The following is a 20,454-nucleotide window of genomic DNA, read 5'->3' as shown; positions in this document are numbered from 1 at the left end:
CGTCAGTGTTACTACGGCGTTCCGTTCGGCCGCTCGGGAAGAGGCCTGCTCACGGCGCGGATGAGAGCACTCTCACGGTGAAGTCGGCGACAGTTCGGCCAGCAGGGCCCGGACGCGCGCCCCGATCTCGTCCCGGATCGGCCGGACGGCGTCGACCCCCTTGCCCGCCGGGTCCTCGAGCTGCCAGTCCAGGTAGCGCTTCCCGGGGAAGACGGGGCAGACGTCGCCGCAGCCCATCGTGATGACGACGTCCGAGGCCTCGACCGCGTCCGCGGTGAGGACCTTCGGGCGCTGGCCGGTGATGTCGATGCCGACCTCGGCCATGGCCGCGACGGCGGCGGGGTTGACCTGCTCGGCGGGCAGCGAGCCCGCCGAGCGCACCTCCACCGCGTCGCCGGCCAGGTGTCGCAGCCAGCCGGCGGCCATCTGGGAGCGGCCGGCGTTGTGCACGCAGACGAACAGGACGGACGGCTGGTCGGACACGGAGTACCTCTCGGGAGCGGGTGGTCAGGCCGACGGATCGGCAGAGGTGAGTTCCGCGAACAGGTCGCGGACGCGCCGGTCGAGGTCGTCCCGGATGGCCCGCACCTCGGCGAGCGGCAGTCCGGCCGGGTCGCGGACCGGCCAGTCGACGTAGCGCGTACCCGGGTACACCGGGCAGGCGTCGCCGCACCCCATGGTCACGACCACGTCGGCGGCGCGGACGACGTCGTCGGTGAGCGGCTTGGGGAACGCGTCGACCAGGTCGACGCCGACCTCGGCCATCGCCGTGACGACGGTGTCGTCGATGGAGGACGACGGCTGCGAACCCGCCGACCGCGCGTGCACCCGGCCGCCACCGTGCTGCGCCATGAGGCCGGCGGTCATCTGGGAGCGCCCGGCGTTGTGCACGCAGACGAAGAGGACCTCGCAGACGTCGCGCTCGACGGCGCCCCTGGCCTGTGCGAGCGCGGTGAGCCGGTCGGTCGCGAAGCGCTCGGTCAGCACCGTCAGGTGCGCGCCGACGGTGGCGGTGGCCGCCAGGGCGACGAAGGACTCGTGCACGTAGCGGTCGATCGTCTCCCGGCCGAACACGCCGGTGAACCGACCGGCCAGCCGATCGGCGAGCTGCGTCAGCCTCGCCTCCGCGGAGACCAGGCCGCGCATGCCCTTCAGGTGGGTGGTCATGCGGTCGTCCTCTCGGGTCGGGTGGGGTCGTCGGCGGGGAAGCGGCGGGCCGCCCACAGCGCGACGTGGACCAGCGCGACCAGGACCGGCACCTCGATGAGCGGGCCCACCACCCCCGCGAGCGCCTGGCCGGAGGTGACGCCGAACGTGCCGATGGCCACGGCGATGGCCAGCTCGAAGTTGTTCCCGGCCGCGGTGAAGGCCAGCGTCGCGGTCTTGGCGTAGCCCAGCCGGAGCCGCATCCCGAGCAGGAAGGAGCCGCCGAAGACCGCCGCGAAGTAGGCCATCAGCGGCAGCGCGATGCGAGCGACGTCCCACGGGCGGGAGGTGATGGCCTCGCCCTGCAGCGCGAACAGCACCACGACGGTGAACAGCAGGCCGTACAGCGCGACCGGGCCGATCCGCGGCAGGAAGCTGCCCTCGTACCAGGCGCGGCCCCGGGCGCGCTCGCCGATCGTGCGGGTGAGGAAGCCGGCGAGCAGCGGGACGCCGAGGAAGACCAGGACGCTGAGCACGATCGCCCCGACGCTGAACTCCGCCGACGTGGTCGGCAGGCCGAGCCAGCCGGGCAGCACCTGCAGGTAGAACCAGCCGAGCGCGGCGAAGGCGGCGATCTGGAAGACCGAGTTGAGGGCGACGAGCACGGCGGCGGCCTCGCGGTCGCCGCAGGCCAGGTCGTTCCAGATCAGCACCATCGCGATGCAGCGGGCCAGCCCGACGACGACCAGTCCGGTGCGGTACTCGGGCAGGTCGGGCAGCAGCAACCAGGCCAGGGCGAACATCAGCGCCGGCGCGACGAGCCAGTTGAGCACCAGGCTGGCGGCCATCAGCCGCCGGTCGCCGGTGACCCGGTCGAGCTCGGTGTACCGGACCCTGGCCAGCACCGGGTACATCATCAGGACCAGCCCGACGGCGATCGGCAGGCTGACGTTGCCGACCTCCACCGCCGACAGCGCGTCGTCCAGGCCCGGCAGCCAGTGGCCGAGCAGCAGGCCGGCGGCCATCGCCACGACGATCCAGACCGGCAGGAACCGGTCGAGGGTGGACAACCGCTGCAGGACCGGCGCCTCCGGCGGTGCGACCGTAGTCTCGCGGACGGCGTCGCTCACGCCGGGACCGCCGCGGTGTCGAACAGGCCGGCGACGGCGGCCAGCGCCTCGCGGCGGACGGCGTAGTAGACCCAGACCCCCCGCTTCTCGCGGTCCAGCAGCCCGGCCGTGTGCAGGACCTTGAGGTGGTGGCTGATCGTCGCCTGAGTCAGGTCGAAGGCGTCGTTGAGGTCGCAGACGCAGGCCTCGCCGTCGGTGCTGGACGCGATCAGGCTGACCAGCCGCAACCGCACCGGGTCGGCCAGCGCCTTCAGCAGCGGAACGACCCGCTCGGCCTGCTCGGCGGACATCGCGGTGCCGGTCAGCGGCGTGCAGCACGCGAGGCCGGGGTCGCTCATCGGGGTCTCCTCCGGTCGGGACATCGGCGTCCATCGTAGCGACATCCATCGTATTGACAATCATCGATGTCTGGTGTCACCTGGGGGAGACATCGACAAGCGTCGATGTCCCGACCCCGAGGAGGCTGTCCCATGTCCCGCGTCCAGCTCGCCCTGCGCGTCGCCGACCTCGACGCCGCCGTCGACTTCTACTCCCGCCTGCTCGACGCCACCCCGGCCAAGCGCCGCCCGGGCTACGCCAACTTCGCGATCGCCGAGCCCCCGCTGAAGCTGGTCCTGCTGGAGGGCGCGGCCGGCGAGCCCACCCGCATGGACCACCTCGGCGTCGAGGTCGCCTCGACCGCGGAGGTCTCGGCGGCCACGTCCCGGCTGGCCGGGGCGGGCCTGGCTCCGAGCGTCGAGGGCGAGACGACCTGCTGCTACGCCGTCCAGGACAAGGTCTGGGTGACCGGCCCCGGAGGTGAGCCGTGGGAGGTCTACACGGTCACCGGGGACCACCGGCCCGACCTGGAGGGACGGACGGAGCGGGAGCTCTCCGTCGTCGGCGGCGACGACGACTGCTGCGTCCCGGGCGAGGACGGGAGCTGCGTCGCGACCTGCTGCTGAGGCGCCGCCGGCGGGAGGTCCGTGGCAGGGTCGCGCCGTGGAACTCGACGAGGTCGCCGACGAGCTCTACGAGGTGCCGCCCGACGAGTTCACCGCCCTCCGCAAGCAGCGCCAGGACGACGCGCGGGCCGCCGGGAACCGGACGCTGGCCAAGGAGATCGGCGCCCTCCCCAAGCCGTCGCTGGCCGCCTGGGTGTGCAACCTGCTGGTCCGGGCGCACCGGGCGGAGATCGAGTCCCTCGTCGAGCTCGGCGGCCTGCTGCGCGCGGCGCAGGAGGACCTCGCCGGCGACCAGCTCAGGGCGCTCAACCGCCAGCGCTCCCAGCTGCTCGCCGCCCTCGTCCGGCAGGCCGCCGGGCTCGCCCGAGAACAGGGGCACCGGGTGAGCACCTCGGTCGAGGCCCAGGTGGAGGACACGCTGCGCGCGGCGCTCGCCGACCCGGAGGCGGGCGAGGCGCTGCTGACCGGGCGGCTGCCCACGCCGATGTCCTACAGCGGGATGGGCACCACGGGCGTCCGGCCGGCGCTCCGGCTGGTGCCCCCGCCGCGCGCGGACCGGGCGGAGAAGCCGGCCCGACCCCGCAGAGCCGACGCCGCGGAGCGCCGGCGGCAGCGCGAGGAGGAGGCCCGGCGCCGCGAGGAGGAGGCCCGCCGGGCGGAGGAGGAGCGGCGCCGGCGCGAGCTCGAGCAGGCCCGCCGCGCGGCGGAGGAGGCCACCGCGGTCGCCGCGGAGTCCCGGGCCGCGGCCGAGGAGGAGCGGCGGCGCGTCGACGACCTCGACGCCCGGCGCGCGGACCTCCAGGCACGCGTCCAGGAGCTGGCCGACGAGCTGGCCCGCGCCGAGCGGGAGGCCGCCGAGACCGCCGAGGAGCTCAAGCGGGCCGAGCGGCACCGCCGCACCGCCGAGCGCCAGGCCGGCGAGGCCGCCGCGGCCAGGGACCGGGCGCTGGCCGACCTGGCCGAGCTGGAGGCGCGCGGCTGAGCAGGCCCTTGCCCGGCCCCCGGCCCGGGTCGAGACTGCGCGCACCCCGCCCCGACGACCCTGCACCTGACGACACGGAGGCAGCCGTGAGCGAGACCGAGGGATCCCCGACCGAGGGCACCGCGCCCGACTCCTCCCGGAGCGGCGCGGACGTCGCCGACGCCATCCGGGTGGCCGAGGCGGGCCGTTCCGTGCAGGAGGTGCACGACCGCCCGGGCGAGACGTCCCCGCGCGAGGCCCCGGTCGAGCGTCACGAGGGGGACCCGGAGATGACCGAGGGGCAGGTCGTCCTCGGCGAGGGCACCGCGGGCGGCGACACCGGTTCCGGGCCGGCCGCGCCGGAGGGGGTCTCCGGCGGCGCGCAGTCGGTCCAGGGCGGCCGGGCCTCCGACCGGGTCGCGGCGGATCCGGACGCCTGAGAAAGGACCCCGTCCTCCTCCCCGCTCGCAGGCTCGCGGCAAGCCTCGGGACGGGGCCAGGAGCCATGGGGGACCCCGTCCTCCTCCCCGCTCGCAGGCTCGCGGCAAGCCTCGGGACGGGGCCAGGAGCCATGGGGGACCCCGTCCTCCTCCCCGCTTGCAGGCTCGCGGCGAGCCTCGGGACGGGGCCAGGAGCCATGGGGGACCCCGTCCTCCCGCTGACGGCGCTCAGGCGTCCTGGCTCCACAGCTCGACCCGCACCGTGGGGCGCGCCCGGTCGCGCGGAGCCGGCCGGGCCAGCAGCGCGCTGGTGGCGTCCGGCGTGGTGAGGAACCGCTGCAGCGCCGTCGCGGCCGACGTCGCCCGGCCCGCGCCGGGCACCCCGGCCCACCACATCCCGGTCACCGGCGTGCCCTCGAGCGGCAGCCGCACCAGCCGCCCGGCCCGCAGGTCGGCACGGACGGCGTGCGCGACGGCGAGCACCATCCCGTCGCCGGCCCGGGCGGCGTCCAGGGCGTCGGCCTCGCTGGGCAGCCGCTGCAGGAGGGCCGCCGGCCCCGACCGCTCGGCCCAGCGGTGTTCCTCGGTGCCCGGCTCGATCCCCGCCGGGCCGGCCAGCCAGGCGTGCCGGCGCAGCTCGGCCGCGGCGACCCGGTGGCGGCCGGCCAGGGGGTGCCCCGGCGCGGCGACCAGCACCCGCTGGTAGCGCAGGAACGGCACCGCGTCGAGCGCCTGCCCGGGCGCGGGTACCGGCCGGACGCCGAGCACGATGTCGGCCTCGTCCTCGGCCAGCGCCGCGGCGGTGCGGGCGGCCGGCCCGACCGCGAGGTCGACCTCCGTGCGCGGGACCCGCCGGGTGAAGGCGGCCACGAGCGGCCCGGCCACGTGCTCGGCACACGCGGCGGTCGCCAGCGCGCGCAGCCGCCCGGACGTCGACGCCTGGGCCACCTCCCGCCGGGCGCGGTCGGCCATCCGGACCAGCTCCCGGGCCCGGACGGCCAGCGCCCTCCCGCCGGCGGTCAGCTCGATGCCGCCGCCGGTGCGGTGGAACAGCGGGTCGCCGAGGTCGGTCCGCAGGGCCGCGACCGCCGCGGAGACCGCGGGTTCGCTCACCCCCAGTGCGGCCGCGGCGGCGCGCAGCGACCCGAGCTCCGCGACGAGCGCGAAGGCCCGGAGCTGGGTGAACGTCATGGCCGCCGCCGTCCTAAGGGATCGGTTATCGCGATCTTGACAGCGCTGTGGCACAGGTCACAAGATCCCTCGCCGCCAGGGGTCCCAGCGGGAGGACCCCACGGGAAGGAGTCCCCGTGCAGGTACCGGCCCCGTTCGACTACGTGCGCGCCACCAGCGTCGCCGACGCCCTGGAGCTGCTCGAGCGCCACGGCCCCGAGTCCCGGGTGCTCGCCGGCGGGCACAGCCTGCTGCCGATGATGAAGCTGCGCCTGGCCCGGCCCGAGTGGCTGGTCGACATCAACGACCTCACCGAGCTCGACCACGTCACCCGGGACGGCGACTGGCTGCGGGTGGGCGCGCTCACCCGGCACGCCACGTTGCTGGACTCGGCGCTGGTCGGGGAGCTGTTCCCGATCGTGCACGACGCCGAGCGGGTCATCGCCGACCCCGTCGTCCGCAACCGGGGCACGATCGGCGGCTCGCTCGGCCAGGCCGACCCGGCCGAGGACCTCACCACGGTCTGCGACGTGCTGCGCGCCCAGGTGGTCATCGCAGGGCGGGGCGGCGAGCGGGTCATCGGCATCGAGGACCTCCACCGCGGCCCCTACGAGACCGCCTGCGAGCAGACGGAGCTGATCACCGAGCTCCGGTTCCCGATCCGCCCGCGGGCCGGGAGCGCCTACGAGAAGGTCGAGCGCCGGGTGGGCGACTGGGCGGTGGCCGCCGCGGGCGCCCAGCTGGTGATCGCCGACGACGGCACGATCGCCGACGCCGCCATCGGGCTGACCGCGCTGGGCCTGGAGGGGTGCGCCACCGGCGCCGCCGAGGCGCTGCTCGGCGTCCGCCCCAGCGAGGAGGTGTTCGCCGAGGCCGGCCGCCGCGCCGCCGCGGCCAGCTCCCCGGTCGAGGACCAGCGCGGCCCGGTCGACTACAAGCGCCACCTCGCCGACGAGCTCACCCGCCGGGTGCTGCGCGCGGCCGCCGAACGCGCCGGGGCCGGCGCGCTGACCACCGCCGTCCAGGGAGGCTGACGATGCAGGTCACGATGACGGTCAACGGGGCCGAGGTGACCCGGGACGTCGAACCCCGGCTGCTGCTGGTGCACTTCCTGCGCGAGACGCTCGGGCTCACCGGCACGCACTGGGGCTGCGACACCAGCAACTGCGGCACCTGCGTCGTCCTGGTCGACGGCGTCCCGGTCAAGTCGTGCACCGCGCTGGCCGTCATGACCGCCGGGCACGAGGTGCGCACCGTCGAGGGGCTGGCCGACGGCGCCACGCTCGACCCGGTGCAGCAGGGCTTCATGGAGGAGCACGGCCTCCAGTGCGGCTTCTGCACCCCCGGGATGCTGCTGACCGCCCGCGCGCTGCTCGACCGGGACCCCGATCCCGACGAGGGGACCATCCGCGAGGCCATCTCCGGCCAGATCTGCCGGTGCACCGGCTACGCGACGATCGTCCGTTCCGTGCGCTGGGCCGCGGAGCACGCGGCCGGCGCGTCCGCCCCCGAGGAGCCGAGCGAGGTGCCGGCATGACGACCGTGCAGGAGCGCTCGGCGCTGCCGCAGGAGCGCGAGCCGAACCCGGCGATGACCGCGGCCGACCGGCCCATCGGCTACGGCCGGGTGCAGCGCAAGGAGGACCCCCGCTTCATCCGCGGCCGCGGGCGCTACGTCGACGACATCGTGCTGCCCGGGATGCTGCACGGCGCGATCCTGCGCTCGCCGCTGGCCCACGCCCGGGTCGTCTCGATCGACACCACCGAGGCGCTGGCCCACCCCAAGGTGCACGCGGTCGTCACCGGCCGCGACCTGGAGGGCATGAACCTCGCCTGGGCGCCGACCCTGTCCTCCGACGTCCAGGCGGTGCTGGCCACCGACAAGGTGCGGTTCCAGGGCCAGGAGGTCGCCTTCGTCGTCGCCGAGGACCGCTACGCGGCCCGCGACGCCCTCGAGCTCATCGACGTCGAGTACGAGGAGCTGCCGCCGCTCGTCGACGCCCGCCGGGCGCTGGACCCCGACGCGCCGGTCATCCGGGACGACCTGGCCGGCCGCACCGACAACCACGTCTTCGACTGGGAGGCCGGTGACCGTGCCGCGACCGATGCGGTGTTCGCCTCCGCCGAGGTCGTGGTCAGCCAGGAGGTCGTCTACCCCCGGGTGCACCCCGCGCCGATGGAGACCTGCGGGGCGGTCGCCGACTACGACCCGGTCGACGGCAAGCTCACGCTCTACGAGACCAGCCAGGCGCCGCACGCCCACCGCACGCTGTTCGCGATGGTGGCCGGCATCCCGGAGCACAAGATCCGGGTGGTGTCGCCGGACATCGGCGGCGGCTTCGGCAACAAGGTCGGGATCTACCCCGGCTACATCCTCGCCGTCGTCGGCTCGATCGTGACCGGCCGGCCGGTGAAGTGGGTCGAGGACCGCTCCGAGAACCTCATGAGCACCTCGTTCGCGCGCGACTACATCATGCGCGGCGAGGTCGCCGCGACGCGGGACGGGAGGATCCTCGCCGTCCGCACGAACGTGCTGGCCGACCACGGGGCGTTCAACGCCACCGCCCAGCCGACCAAGTACCCGGCCGGCTTCTTCTCCATCTTCACCGGCAGCTACGACCTGCAGGCCGCGCACTGCTCGGTCACCGGCGTCTACACCAACAAGGCGCCGGGCGGGGTGGCCTACGCCTGCTCGTTCCGCGTCACCGAGGCGGTGTACCTGGTCGAGCGGATGGTCGACGTCCTCGCCGCCGAGCTGGAGATGGACCCGGTGGAGCTGCGGCTGCGCAACTTCATCCGGCCCGAGCAGTTCCCGTACGCGAACAAGACCGGCTGGGTGTACGACTCCGGCGACTACGAGCCGGCCATGCGCATGGCCCTGGAGCTCGCCGGCTACGAGGAGCTGCGCCGCGAGCAGGCGGAGAAGCGGGCCCGCGGCGAGCTCATGGGCATCGGCGTCTCCTTCTTCACCGAGACGGTGGGCGCCGGCCCCCGCAAGCACATGGACATCCTCGGCCTGGGCATGGCCGACGGCGCCGAGGTGCGGGTGCACCCCACCGGCAAGGCCGTCGTCCGGCTGTCGGTGCAGACCCAGGGGCAGGGCCACGAGACGACGTTCGCGCAGATCGTCGCCGAGGAGCTCGGCATCCCGCCGGAGGACATCGAGGTCGTCCACGGCGACACCGACCAGACGCCGTTCGGCCTGGGCACCTACGGCAGCCGCTCGACGCCGGTCAGCGGGGGAGCGGTGGCCCTGGCCGCGCGGAAGGTCCGGGACAAGGCGCGGGCGATCGCCGCGGCCATGCTCGAGGCCCGGCCGGAGGACCTGGAATGGGAGAAGGGCCGCTTCTTCGTGACGGGTGACCCGGGCGTCGGGAAGACGATGACCGAGATCGCGCTCGGCGCGCACGGCACCGTCGAGCTGCCCGACGGCGTCGACGGCAACCTCGACGCCGAGGTCACCTACGACCCGCCCAACCTCACCTTCCCGTTCGGCGCCTACGTCTGCGTGGTGGACGTCGACCCGGGCACCGGCAAGGTGGACGTCCGGACGTTCACCGCCGTGGACGACTGCGGCACCCGGATCAACCCGATGATCGTCGAGGGGCAGATCCACGGCGGGCTCGCCGACGGTGTCGGGATGGCGCTCATGGAGTTCATCGGCTTCGACGAGCAGGGCAACTGCCTCGGCGGGTCGTTCATGGACTACCTGATCCCCACCGCGATGGAGGTGCCGGACTGGGCGACCGGCTACACCGTCACGCCGTCCCCGCACCACCCGATCGGTGCCAAGGGGATCGGGGAGTCGGCGACGGTCGGGTCGCCACCGGCCGTGGTCAACGCCGTCGTCGACGCGCTCGCCCCGTTCGGCGTCCGGCACGTGGACATGCCGTGCACCCCGGCCCGCGTCTGGGCGGCGATGCAGGGCCGGCCGACCCCGCCGATCTGAGAAAGGACCCCGCTGCCCCCCCACCGCTCGCAGGCTCGCGGCGGGCCCCTGCAGCGAGGCCGCGCCCACGAATCCCATTCGCCCCGCGTGAGGAGAGCAATGACCGTCGCTGAGCGGGCGGCCGAGCTGGTCCGCAGCCGGGTGCCGTTCGTGCACGCCACCGTCGTGCGCGCGCAGCGGCCGGCCAGCGCGCACGCCGGGGACACCGCGCTGATCCGCTCCGACGGGGTGATCGACGGCTTCGTCGGCGGCACCTGCGCGGAGTCCTCGGTGCGCGAGTACGGGCTGATGACGCTGTCGACCAACGAGCCGCTGCTGCTGCGGATCGTCTCCGGAGCGCAAGCCGGCCCGGCCGAGGACGGTGCGGTCACCGTCGCCAACCCGTGCCTGTCGGGCGGCTCGGTGGAGATCTTCCTCGAGCCGCGGGTGCCGGCGCCGCGGGTCCTCGTCGTCGGGGACAGCCCGGTCGCCGAGGCGCTCGCGGCCCTCGGCGGTCCGCTCGGGTTCGCCGTCGAGCTGACCTCGGGCGAGGACGCCGCACCGGCGGCGGACGACGCCGCGCTGGTCGTGGCCTCGCACGGCCGCGGGGAGGCGCCGGCGCTGACCGCGGCGCTGCGGCTCGGCGTCCCGTACGTCGGGCTGGTCGCCAGCCGGGTCCGCGGCGCGGCGGTGCTGGCGTCGCTCGACGTGACCGACGAGCAGCGGTCCCGGGTGCGCACCCCGGCCGGGCTCGACCTCGGGGCCCGGACGGCGGCGGAGATCGCGCTGTCGGTCTGGGCGCAGGTGGTCGCCGAGCGGCGCACCGCCGGGCGCAGCGGCCCGCCGCCCGTGGCCCCGGCGGCACCGGCCCGCGCCGTCGACCCCGTGTGCGGGATGAGCGTCGCCGCGGTCGAGGCGACCCCGCACGCGACCGTCGACGGGACGACGACCTGGTTCTTCTGCTGCGACGGTTGCCGCGCCGCCTTCCTCGCCGACCCGGCCCGGTATGCCCCCGCCCCCTGACGCCGCCGCGTCGGGCCTTTGTGGCCACAAAGGCCGCCCGTCGGGCGGCCGGAGTGGCCACGAGGGCCGCGCGGAGGCGCGGGCGGGAGCGGAGGAGGAGGTCCGGGAGCGGGTGCCGGACGTCGCCGCGCTGACCGCGGCCCTCGACGAGGTCGACTACCTCGCCGACCCGGGCCTGGCCACCGCGCTGTTCCTCGGCGTCCGGCTGCCGCAGCCGCTGCTGCTCGAGGGCGAACCGGGGGTCGGCAAGACCGAGGCGGCCAAGGCCCTCGCCCGGGTGCTCGACACCCCGCTCTACCGGCTGCAGTGCTTCGAGGGGATCGACGCGGCCGAGGCGCTCTACGAGTGGAACCACCCGCGCCAGCTGCTCGGCATCCGGCTGGCCGAGGCGTCGGGGGCGCCGCTGGCCGAGGACGACCTGTTCGGGCCGGAGTACCTGCTCCGGCGGCCGCTGCTCCAGGCGATCGAGCACCCCGGGCCCCGGCCGGCGGTGCTGCTGCTCGACGAGATCGACCGTGCCGACGCGGAGTTCGAGGCGTTCACCCTCGAGGTGCTGGCCGAGGCGGCGGTGACCGTGCCGGAGCTGGGCACCGTCCGGGCGGCGCACCCGCCGGTCGTCGTCCTCACGTCGAACCGGACCCGCGACCTGCACGACGCGCTCACCCGGCGCTGCCTCTACCACTGGATCGACTTCCCGTCCCCGGAGCGGGTCGCCGAGATCGTGCGCCGGCGCGTGCCGGGCAGCAGCGAGCCGCTGGCCGTCTCCGCCGCCGCGGCGGTGGGCCGGCTGCGCTCGCTGGACCTGGTCAAGCCCCCGGGCATCGCCGAGGTCGTCGACTGGGTGGCCGCGCTCGACGTGCTGGGGATCTCCCGGCTGGAGCCGGCCGCGGTGGAGGCGACCTGGGGCTCGGTGCTCAAGAACCGCGACGACCAGGAGCTCGCCCGCGGGCGGGGTGCGGCCTGGCTGGCCGGTGCCTGACCTGCCGCCGGTCGCGCCCGGTCCGCTCGCCGTCGGACTGACCACCGCGCTGCACGAGGCTGGGTTGCCCACCACGCCCGAGCGGGCCGCGGGGCTGGCGCGGGCGCTGCAGCTGGTGCCGCCGGTCGACCGCGCCGCGCTGTACTGGACCTGCCGGGTCGCGCTGGTGACCGACCGGGCCCAGCTGCCGCTGTTCGACGCGGTGTTCTCCGCCGTCTTCGAGGGCCGCCTCGACCCCGCCGACTCCCGCGGGGACCCGACCGCGCCGCCGCCCGTGGGGGCCGAGCCGCGGGTGCGGCCGGCCCCGCCCGACCGCCGTCCGCCCGCCGAGGGGCCGACAGGTGCCGGGGTCGCGCTCCCCGGGGACGGCACGGGCGGCGAGCGGGACGTCGTCCTCGCCACAGCCTCGCCCGAGGAGCGGCTGCGGCACACGTCCTTCGCCGAGCTCACGTCCGACGAGCTGGCCGGGGTGCGCGACCTGGTCCGCCGGCTGGTGCTCAGCACCCCCGAGCGGCGCAGCCGGCGCACCCGGCCGACCCGGCGTCGCGCCGACCGGCTAGACCTGCGGCGCACGGTGCGGGCCGCGCAGCGCGCCGGCGGCGACCCGGTGCGGCTGGTGCACGCCGCCCGCCGGACGCAGCCGCGGCGGCTGGTGCTCCTGTGCGACGTCTCCGGGTCGATGGAGCCCTACACCCGCGTCTACCTCTCGCTGCTGCAGGGCGCGGTGGCCGGGGCGCGGGCGGAGGCGTTCGTCTTCTCCACCCGGCTGACCCGGCTCACCCGGCAGCTCGCGGTCCGCGACCCGGACCAGGCGCTGGCCCGGGCCGGTGCCACCGACTCGGACTGGGCCGGCGGCACCCGGCTGGCCGCGGGCATCGGCGACTTCGTGGCCGCGCACGGCCGCCGAGGGATGGCCCGCGGGGCAGTCGTCGTCGTCCTCTCCGACGGCTGGGCCACCGACGACCCCGCCGACGTCGCCGAGGCGATGCGGCGGCTGCGCCGGCTGGTCTCCCGGATCGTCTGGGTGAACCCGCGCAAGGCCGCGCCCGGCTACGCGCCGCTGGTCGGCGGGATGGCCGCGGCGCTGCCCCTGTGCGACGCGTTCGTGAGCGGGCACAGCCTGGCCGCGCTGGAGGAGGTCGTCGCCGCCGTCCGCGACGACCCGCCCCGGTGATCACGGCGCCGTGGCCACGCCGGGTGCCGGCGCAGTGGTCTCAGCGCCATGATCACGGCGGTCAGCCCATCGTCTTCTGGCCGTCGAGGGACTCCCGCAGGATGTCGGCGTGCCCGGCGTGCTGGGCGGTCTCGGCGATGATGTGCAGGAACACCCGACGGGCCGACCGGCGCGCACCGGGCTCGAACCACGGCGCCTCGGGCAGCGGGTGCGAGGCGTCCAGGTCGGGCAGCGTGCGCACCAGCTCGTCGGTGCGGCGGGCCACCTCCTCGTAGCGGGCGAGGACGCCCTCCAGCGTCTCGTCCGGGCCCATCCGGAACTCCTCGGCCCACCTCGCCATCTGCTCGGGGTCGTCCGGGCCGGGCATCGAGTCCGGGCCCTCGAGGACGAACCGCACCCAGCCGGCCTCCTGCGAGGCCACGTGCTTGACCAGGCCGCCCAGGGTGAGCTCGCTGGCCGTCGTCCGCTGCCGGGCCTGCTCGTCGGTGAGGCCCTGCACGGTGAACCGCAGGAAGTGCCGGTGCGCGGCCAGTGCCTCCAGCAGGTCCGCCCGCTCGCCGGTCACGGTGCTCGTCGTGCTGGTCATCGTCGTCCTCCTCGTCGGTGGAACCGGTCGAGGTCCACGCTAGAGAACGCAAGTGCCACATGATGACCTCAATGGCAGGAGGATCGGAGACGTGACCGACCCCGGTGGGCGCACCCTCCGACTGCTCTCGCTGCTGCAGCAGCGCCGGTACTGGGCCGGCGCCGACCTGGCCGACCGGCTGGGCGTCTCGATCCGCACCCTCCGCCGGGACGTCGACCGGCTGCGCGACCTCGGGTACCCGGTCGAGGCCCAGCGCGGGGTGGACGGCGGCTACCAGCTCGCGCCGGGCGCGGCCCTGCCGCCGCTGGTCCTGGACGACGAGGAGGCGGTCGCGCTGACGGTCGGACTGCAGGCCGCGGCGCAGAGCGCGGTCGCGGGGACGGCGGAGTCGTCGGTGCGGGTGCTGGCCAAGGTGGTGCAGGTCATGCCGCCGCGGCTGCGCCGCCGGGTGGAGGCGCTGCGCGCGGTCACCGAGCCGGCGCCGTGGCCCGGCAGCCGGGACGTCGTCGAGCCGCTGACCCTGACCGCCGTCGCCCAAGCCTGCCGCGACACCGAGCGACTGGCCTTCGCGTACACCGCCGCCGACGGGACGGCGACCGAGCGGGAGGTCGACCCGCACCGCCTGGTCGCCCTCGGCCGCCGCTGGTACCTCGTCGCCTACGACCTCACCCGCGGGGACTGGCGCAGCTTCCGCCTCGACCGCATGGACCGGCCGCGGTCCACCGGCGCGCGGTTCGCCCCGCGGCGGCTCCCGGCCGAGGACGCCGTGGCCTTCGTCCGGGCCGGGCTCGGGGCGCCGACCGGGACGCGGACGGTGGAGGCGGTGGTCGAGGCGCCGGCGGGGCGGGTGCGGCAGCGCCTCGGCCGGTGGGCCACCGTCGAGGCGGACGGCGCCGAGCGCAGCCGCGTGCGGATGGAGACCGACTCGATGGACTGGCCGGCGTTCGCCCTCGGCTCGCTCGGCGCCGAGTTCACCGTGCTCTCCCCGCCGGAGTTCGTCGACGTGCTGCGCGACTGGGCGGACCGCTTCACGCGGGCCGGAACCGTCGTACCCCCGGCCTAGCGTGCGGGTCATCAGGAGAGGTACCCGCTCTCGGAGGTCACGATGACCCGCACCGTCACCAGCATCGACACCCTCGACCTGGAGATCGCCGTCGCCTACATCGCGCTCGGCGTGGCCCGCAGCGCATGGGCGCACTGCCCGTCCGGGGAGAACGACCGGCGCGTGGCCGAGGCGGTGGCCGCGGTCGACGCGCTGCTCGACGAGCGCCTCGACGCCGCGGCCTGAGCGCATGGCCCTGCACTGCCGGGCGGCCCGCCATAGCGTCGGGCCATGACCCAGAGCGCCCCCCGCATCGCCCTCGTCACCGGCTCGGACTCCGGCATCGGGAAGGCGACCGCCGTCGCCCTCGCGGAGACCGGCTGCGACGTCGGGATCACCTGGCACCGCGACCGCGAGGGAGCCGAGTCCACCGCCGACGAGGTCCGCGCGCTCGGCCGGCGGGCCGAGGTCCGGCAGCTGGACCTGACCCGCCTGCCGGAGGCCGCAGACGTGGTCGACGACCTGGCCGAGGCGCTGGGCGGGGTCGACGTCCTGGTCAACGACGCCGGCACCGGCCACATGAGCACGATCCTCGACACCGGCTTCGCCACCTGGCGGGAGGTGCTGGCCACCGACCTCGACGGCGCGTTCCTGTGCCTGCAGAAGGCGGCGCGGCGCATGGTGGCCGCCGGCCGCGGCGGCCGGATCGTCAACGTCACCAGCGTCCACGAGCACCAGCCCCGCGTGGGTGCGGCGGCCTACTGCGCGGCCAAGGGCGGCCTGGGGCTGCTCACCCGCGTCGCCGCGATCGAGCTGGCCGAGCACGGCATCACGGTGAACGCCGTCGCTCCCGGCGAGATCGCCACGCCGATGACCGGCCAGGAGGACGAGGACCCGACCGCGCCGGGGCACGAGCGGCCCGGCGTCCCGCTGCGCCGTCCCGGGGACGCCCGTGAGGTGGCCGCGGTCGTGGCGTTCCTCGCCTCCCCGGCGGCCGCCTACGTCACCGGCGCGTCCTGGCCGGTGGACGGCGGCATGCTGCAGATGGGCCCGATGGCGGGGTCCCACCTCGAGTCCGACGACTGGCGCCGCCCGTGATCGGTCGCGGGCCACATCTCGATTGCGTTGCGGTGCCGCGCGGGGTCTCGGAGCCGACCTGGGCGCAGCGGTAGACGTGGGCGGACTCGACGGCCGAACCGAGGATGGTGCCCGCCATGCGATCCGCCCGACTCCGCACCAGCGCGCTCCTCGCAGCGATGACCGTGGCCCTCGCCGCCTGTGGCGGTGGCGGGGACGAGGGGACCGGAGGCGGCTCCGGTGGAGGGGGCGAGGCCCCCCGCATCGCCGCCGTCTTCTCCGGCACCACGACCGACGCCGACTACACCTTCCTCGGGCTCGAGGCCCTCCAGGCCGCCGAGGAGCAGCACGGTGCGGAGACCACCTACTCCGAGAGCGTCCAGGTGCCCGACGCCGAGCGGGTGCTGCGGGAGTACGTGGCCGACGGCTACACCGTCATCTGGACCCACGGCAGCCAGTTCTACGACGCCACCGTCGCGGTCGCCCAGGAGGCGCCGGACGTCGTGTTCATCGCCGAGCAGGACACCCAGCCGGCCGAGGTCCCGGACAACGTGTGGGTGCTCGACCGCAACTTCCACCTGGCCTTCTACCCACTGGGCGTGCTCGCCTCGGCGGCGAGCCAGAGCGGCCGGATCGCGTACCTGGGCGGGGTGACCCTGCCCTTCTCCTACTCGGAGGTGCACGCCGTCGAGCAGGCGCTCGCCGACACCGGCTCCTCGGCGACGCTCACCCCGGTCTGGACGGGCGACTTCAACGACCCCACCCGCGCCCAGCAGTTCACCAGCCAGTTGCTCGCCGACGGCAACGACGTCGTCCTCACCTCGCTCAACCTCGGCGCGGTCGGCGCCTTCGAGGGCGTGGCCGACGCGCCGGCCGGCGTGCTGATGACGGCGAAGTACACCGACAAGTCCAACCTCGCGCCGGAGCACTACCTGACCTCGGTGCTCTACGACTTCTCCGTGGTGGTCGACGAGATCCTCACCTCCGTGGCGGACGGCGACACCGGCGGCTACCTCGGGATGAGCTACGAGCAGGGCATCTCCCTGCAGGCCCCGACCAACGTCGACCAGGCCGTCGTCGACCAGGTGGACCAGGTGGTCGAGCAGCTGCGGTCCGGCGAGGTCGAGGTCGAGCGCGACGTCACGCCGGTCGAGTGAGCACGACGGCCGTCCCCCAGCCGGCCCCGGGGCCCGACCCGGGGCCGGCCCGGCCGCTGACCATGGCCGGGGTCAGCAAGTCCTTCGGGCCGGTGCGCGCTCTGGATGACGCCGACTTCGAGCTGGCCGCCGCCGAGGTGCACGGGCTGGTCGGGGGCAACGGCGCCGGCAAGACGACGCTGATGAACGTCCTCTACGGCCTCTACCGGCCCGATGCCGGCGAGATCCGGGTGGACGGCCGCGAGGTGCACGTCCGCTCGCCCCGGGACGCGATCGAGCTCGGGATCGGCATGGTGCACCAGCACCTGCTGCAGGTGTCGACCTACTCGGTGGTCGAGAACGTCGTGCTGGGCACCAGCGGGTCCTCGGGCGGCCTGCGCAACGCCGCGCGGCGGATCACCGAGCTCTCCGACCGGTTCGGCCTCGCCGTCGACCCGCGCGCCCGGACCGACCGGCTCTCGGTGGGCGCCCGGCAGCGGGTCGAGATCCTCAAGGTGCTCTACCGCGGCGCGCGGATCCTCGTCCTCGACGAGCCGACGACGAACCTCACCCCGCAGGAGGTCGACGGACTGTTCGCCTCGCTGCGCGGCATCGTCGCCGAGGGCACCAGCGTCGTGTTCATCTCGCACAAGGTCCGCGAGGTCCTGGCGATCTGCGACCGCATCTCGGTCATGCGCGACGGCCGCCGGATCACCACCGTGGAGCGGGCGGCGACCGACGCGACCGGGCTCGCCTCGCTCATGGTGGGGGAGCTGGCCGCCGAGCCGACCTCGGAGGTCGCCGCCGCGCTCGGCGTCGGCGCGGTCGGCGAGACGGCGCCGGAGGAGCCGACCGCGCCCGGGGAGGCGGCGGCGGAGGTGGAGACCGCGGCGGGGGAGGGGACCGCGCCCACGGTCCGGTCCGCGGCCGCGGGGATCGCGTCCCGGGAGGCCCGGCTGGCCGTCGCGGGCCTGGTGGTGCACAACGACCACGGCGTCCCGGCCCTGCACGGGCTGGACCTGGCCGTGGCGGCCGGCGAGGTCCTCGGGGTCGCCGGAGTGGCGGGCAACGGCCAGGTGGAGCTCGCCGAGGCGCTGGCCGGAGTGCGGGAGGTGCGGGCGGGCAGCGTCCGCGTCGACGGATCCGAGCTGGCCGGGCAGCAGACCCGCCGCTGGCTGTCGGCCGGCGTCGCCTACGTGCCCGAGGACCGGCACCGCGACGGCATCCTCGGCGCGGCCTCGGTGACCGAGAACCTGCTCCTCGGCGCGCAGCACGACGCCGCGTACCACCGGGCCGGCCTGCTGGACTGGCGGCGGGTCCGCGAGCACGCCCGCGCGACGATCGACCGCTACACGATCAAGACGCCGGGGCCCGACGCGCCGGCCGGCAACCTGTCCGGCGGCAACATCCAGCGCCTGGTGCTGGCCCGCGCCTTCGACCGGGAGCCGTCGGTCCTGGTGCTGCAGAACCCCACCCGCGGCCTCGACCTGCGGTCCACCCGGTTCGTCTACGACCGCGTGCACGAGGCCCGCGACCGCGGATGCGCGGTCGTCCTCGTGTCCGAGGACCTCGACGAGCTGAGCCTGCTGGCCGACCGGGTGGTCGTGCTCTACTCCGGCACGTTCGTCGGGGAGCGCGGTCGCGGCCACTACGACGTCTACGAGCTCGGCCGGCTGATGGCCGGCGTCCGGGAGTCCGCATGAGCGCCCCCGTCCTCAGCGAACCGGAGGTGGCGGCGCCGTCCGGCTCCCGGGTCGGCGTCCGGCTGCTGCGCGGACTGCTGCCCTACGTCCTCGCGCTGGTGCTGGCCTTCGTCGTCTCGGGGATCGTGATCGCGGCACTCGGCTACGACCCGTTCCAGGCGTTCCGGACGATCCTCACCACGTCGTTCCGGACGCCCTTCGGGTTCACCGAGACGCTGACGAAGTGGGTGCCGCTGACCCTGCTGGCGCTGGGGTTCACCATCCCGCTGGCCGTGGGCCGGTTCAACATCGGCGGCGAGGGCCAGCTGCTCGTCGGTGCGACGGCGGCGGCCGGGGTGGGCATCGTCTACGCGGACCTCCCCGCCGCCGCGCTGCTGCCTCTGGTGGTCGTCGCCGGCGTCCTCGCGGGGGCGGTCTGGGCGGGGATCGCGGCGCTGCTCATGGGCCGGTTCCGGGTCAACGAGATCCTCAGCACGGTCCTGCTCAACTTCGTCTCGTTCCAGGTCCTCGACTACGCCGCGACGGAGGTGTGGCCGGACCCCGCGGCCGGCGTCGCGGCCACCCAGCGGGTCGGCGAGGGCGCGCAGCTGCCCGAGCTCGGCGGGCCGCCCGGTGTGCACGCCGGGATCGTGCTGGCCGCCCTGGTGGCGCTGGCCACGATCGTGGTGACCCGCCGCACCGCGGCCGGCTTCGAGCTGCGGGCCTCGGGCGTCAACCCCCGGGCGGCCGCGATCAACGGCATCCGGGTGGAGCGGATCGCGGTGCTCGCGCTCGTCGTGGGCGGCGCGCTGGGCGGGCTCGCCGGCGCGCTCGAGGTCGGCGGGGTGCACGCGCGGGCCATCGAGGGCATGCAGTCCAACTTCCTGCTGCTGGGCATCATCGTCGGCCTGATCGCCCGCGGCAGCGCCCTGTGGGTCCCGGTGGTCGCCTTCGGCATCGCGATCCTCGAGGTCGGCGCCAGCTCGATGCAGCGCACCGTCGGCGTGCCGGCGGAGATGGTGCTGATCATCGAGGCGCTGATCCTGATCTTCCTGCTGCTCTCCGACGTGATCGCGGCGCGGCTGGCGAGGAGGGTGGCATGACCGAGTTCGCGGCCCTGGCCCAGCTCACGGTGATCGCGATGGTGCCGTACCTGCTGGCCTCGCTCGGCACGATGCTCGGCGGGCTGGCCGGCGTCTTCAGCGTGTCGCAGGAGGGCGTCATGCTGCTCGGCGCCGCCGTGGGCTTCCTCGTCAGCTACGGAACGGGCAGCAACACGCTCGGCGTGCTGCTCGCGGCCGGGATCGGCGCGGTGTTCGGCCTGGCCCTGGGGTGGGCGACCACGGCCCTGCGGCTGGACCAGTTCGTCGTGGGCCTGGCGCTGTTCTTCGCCGCGACCGGCCTGGCCGGGTTGCTGTACCGCGTCGTCGTCGGGCAGGCGGCCACCACACCCCGGGTCGACACGCTGCCCCGGCTGGAGATCCCGCTGCTCAGCGACATCCCGGTCCTGGGCGTGGCGCTGTTCTCCCACAACCTGCTCGTGTACCTCGCCCTGCTCCTGGCCGCGGGCCTGTGGTTCTTCCTCTACCGCACGCGGGCGGGGCTGGACCTGCGCTCGGTGGGCGAGAACCCCAAGGCCGCGGACAGCCTCGGCATCCGCGTGGCCGGCGCCCGCCTCTGGACGACGACCGTCGGCGGTGCGCTGATGGCGGTCGCCGGTGCCTTCCTGCCGCTGGTCTACACCGGCACCTACACCGACACCATCGTCGGCGGCCGGGGGTGGCTGGCGATCGCGCTGACGTTCTTCGGCGGGTGGCGGCCGCAGTTCATCGCGCTGGGCGCGCTGTTCTTCGCCGCGATGGACGTCATCGCGCTGCGGGCCGAGGTGTCCGGCATCGACGTCCCCAGCCAGGTGCTGCTCGTCGTGCCCTACGTCGCGACCCTGCTGGTGATGGTCTTCGCGTTCCGGTGGGCGCGCGTGCCGGAGTTCCTCGGCCGGAACTACGACCGCGAGTCCCGCACCGGCTGAACGGCGGC

The 20,454-nt window shown here is 75.2% G+C and carries 22 protein-coding genes; 16 read left to right on the top strand and 6 right to left on the bottom strand.

Annotated elements, in window-relative coordinates; genetic code table 11:
• Positions 1-72 precede the first annotated feature (72 nt).
• Genes ACI782_RS14175 through ACI782_RS14160 form a run of 4 tightly spaced genes read right to left on the bottom strand, consistent with a single transcriptional unit; the run spans position 73 to position 2,614 of the window.
• Positions 73-483: an arsenate reductase ArsC gene (locus ACI782_RS14175; RefSeq protein ID WP_456910221.1), complete on the bottom strand. Its 411-nt coding sequence runs from the start codon at positions 481-483 to the stop codon at positions 73-75.
• Between the two features lie 24 nt (positions 484-507).
• Entirely contained in the window at positions 508-1,167 is a 660-nt protein-coding gene (locus tag ACI782_RS14170) for an arsenate reductase/protein-tyrosine-phosphatase family protein (protein WP_456910219.1), read from the bottom strand.
• A complete protein-coding gene (arsB, locus tag ACI782_RS14165) occupies positions 1,164-2,276 on the bottom strand; it encodes an ACR3 family arsenite efflux transporter (RefSeq protein WP_456910217.1) in 1,113 nt (370 codons plus the stop codon). Before arsB ends, ACI782_RS14170 begins: the two co-directional genes overlap by 4 nt.
• Complete coding sequence (locus ACI782_RS14160; RefSeq protein ID WP_456910215.1) at positions 2,273-2,614, bottom strand: metalloregulator ArsR/SmtB family transcription factor; 342 nt, start codon at positions 2,612-2,614, stop codon at positions 2,273-2,275. The genes arsB and ACI782_RS14160 overlap by 4 nt, the downstream gene beginning before the upstream one ends.
• Before the next feature lie 132 nt (positions 2,615-2,746).
• Between ACI782_RS14160 and ACI782_RS14155 the strand changes: the two genes are divergently transcribed.
• The 3 genes from ACI782_RS14155 to ACI782_RS14145 all read left to right on the top strand — a co-directional run bounded on the left by ACI782_RS14155 (position 2,747) and on the right by ACI782_RS14145 (position 4,621).
• Positions 2,747-3,220: an ArsI/CadI family heavy metal resistance metalloenzyme gene (locus ACI782_RS14155; protein WP_456910213.1), complete on the top strand. Its 474-nt coding sequence runs from the start codon at positions 2,747-2,749 to the stop codon at positions 3,218-3,220.
• A gap of 37 nt (positions 3,221-3,257) precedes the next feature.
• A complete protein-coding gene (locus ACI782_RS14150) occupies positions 3,258-4,202 on the top strand; it encodes a hypothetical protein (protein ID WP_456910211.1) in 945 nt (314 codons plus the stop codon).
• Positions 4,203-4,288: 86 nt separating this feature from the next.
• On the top strand, positions 4,289-4,621 hold the full coding sequence (locus tag ACI782_RS14145) for a hypothetical protein (protein WP_456910209.1): 333 nt from the start codon (positions 4,289-4,291) through the stop codon (positions 4,619-4,621).
• Positions 4,622-4,849: 228 nt separating this feature from the next.
• Here ACI782_RS14145 and ACI782_RS14140 read toward each other — a convergent pair whose 3' ends face one another.
• The gene (locus ACI782_RS14140) at positions 4,850-5,812 is read right to left on the bottom strand and encodes a LysR family transcriptional regulator (protein ID WP_456910207.1); all 963 of its coding nucleotides are present in this window, start codon (positions 5,810-5,812) and stop codon (positions 4,850-4,852) included.
• A gap of 116 nt (positions 5,813-5,928) precedes the next feature.
• Between ACI782_RS14140 and ACI782_RS14135 the strand changes: the two genes are divergently transcribed.
• From ACI782_RS14135 to ACI782_RS14110, 6 genes are all read left to right on the top strand, one after another.
• Positions 5,929-6,825 (top strand): FAD binding domain-containing protein, encoded by an 897-nt coding sequence (locus ACI782_RS14135; protein WP_456910205.1) that lies wholly within the window; start codon positions 5,929-5,931, stop codon positions 6,823-6,825.
• 2 nt (positions 6,826-6,827) lie between these two features.
• Complete coding sequence (locus tag ACI782_RS14130) at positions 6,828-7,328, top strand: (2Fe-2S)-binding protein (RefSeq protein WP_456910203.1); 501 nt, start codon at positions 6,828-6,830, stop codon at positions 7,326-7,328.
• Positions 7,325-9,739, top strand: a complete 2,415-nt coding sequence (locus ACI782_RS14125; protein WP_456910201.1) for an aerobic carbon-monoxide dehydrogenase large subunit — start codon at positions 7,325-7,327, stop codon at positions 9,737-9,739. The genes ACI782_RS14130 and ACI782_RS14125 overlap by 4 nt, the downstream gene beginning before the upstream one ends.
• A gap of 99 nt (positions 9,740-9,838) precedes the next feature.
• The gene (locus ACI782_RS14120; RefSeq protein ID WP_456910199.1) at positions 9,839-10,741 is read left to right on the top strand and encodes an XdhC family protein; all 903 of its coding nucleotides are present in this window, start codon (positions 9,839-9,841) and stop codon (positions 10,739-10,741) included.
• Between the two features lie 112 nt (positions 10,742-10,853).
• Positions 10,854-11,720 (top strand): AAA family ATPase, encoded by an 867-nt coding sequence (locus ACI782_RS14115; RefSeq protein ID WP_456910197.1) that lies wholly within the window; start codon positions 10,854-10,856, stop codon positions 11,718-11,720.
• On the top strand, positions 11,713-12,894 hold the full coding sequence (locus ACI782_RS14110) for a vWA domain-containing protein (RefSeq protein ID WP_456910195.1): 1,182 nt from the start codon (positions 11,713-11,715) through the stop codon (positions 12,892-12,894). The genes ACI782_RS14115 and ACI782_RS14110 overlap by 8 nt, the downstream gene beginning before the upstream one ends.
• A gap of 61 nt (positions 12,895-12,955) precedes the next feature.
• Here ACI782_RS14110 and ACI782_RS14105 read toward each other — a convergent pair whose 3' ends face one another.
• Positions 12,956-13,480, bottom strand: coding sequence for a DinB family protein (locus tag ACI782_RS14105; RefSeq protein ID WP_456910193.1), 525 nt, complete (start codon positions 13,478-13,480; stop codon positions 12,956-12,958).
• 91 nt (positions 13,481-13,571) lie between these two features.
• Between ACI782_RS14105 and ACI782_RS14100 the strand changes: the two genes are divergently transcribed.
• From ACI782_RS14100 to ACI782_RS14070, 7 genes are all read left to right on the top strand, one after another.
• Entirely contained in the window at positions 13,572-14,543 is a 972-nt protein-coding gene (locus ACI782_RS14100) for a helix-turn-helix transcriptional regulator (RefSeq protein WP_456910191.1), read from the top strand.
• 42 nt (positions 14,544-14,585) lie between these two features.
• Positions 14,586-14,768, top strand: a complete 183-nt coding sequence (locus ACI782_RS14095; protein ID WP_456910189.1) for a hypothetical protein — start codon at positions 14,586-14,588, stop codon at positions 14,766-14,768.
• Positions 14,769-14,813: 45 nt separating this feature from the next.
• Positions 14,814-15,620, top strand: a complete 807-nt coding sequence (locus ACI782_RS14090) for an SDR family oxidoreductase (RefSeq protein WP_456910187.1) — start codon at positions 14,814-14,816, stop codon at positions 15,618-15,620.
• Positions 15,621-15,736: 116 nt separating this feature from the next.
• Complete coding sequence (locus tag ACI782_RS14085) at positions 15,737-16,756, top strand: BMP family protein (protein WP_456910185.1); 1,020 nt, start codon at positions 15,737-15,739, stop codon at positions 16,754-16,756.
• Complete coding sequence (locus ACI782_RS14080; RefSeq protein ID WP_456910183.1) at positions 16,753-18,438, top strand: ABC transporter ATP-binding protein; 1,686 nt, start codon at positions 16,753-16,755, stop codon at positions 18,436-18,438. The genes ACI782_RS14085 and ACI782_RS14080 overlap by 4 nt, the downstream gene beginning before the upstream one ends.
• Positions 18,435-19,520, top strand: a complete 1,086-nt coding sequence (locus ACI782_RS14075) for an ABC transporter permease (protein WP_456910181.1) — start codon at positions 18,435-18,437, stop codon at positions 19,518-19,520. Before ACI782_RS14080 ends, ACI782_RS14075 begins: the two co-directional genes overlap by 4 nt.
• Positions 19,517-20,446, top strand: coding sequence for an ABC transporter permease (locus ACI782_RS14070; RefSeq protein WP_456910179.1), 930 nt, complete (start codon positions 19,517-19,519; stop codon positions 20,444-20,446). The genes ACI782_RS14075 and ACI782_RS14070 overlap by 4 nt, the downstream gene beginning before the upstream one ends.
• Positions 20,447-20,454: the final 8 nt, after the last annotated feature.

The organism is Geodermatophilus sp. SYSU D00703, assembly GCF_054050155.1.
This window is presented reverse-complemented; position numbering and strand designations above follow the sequence as displayed.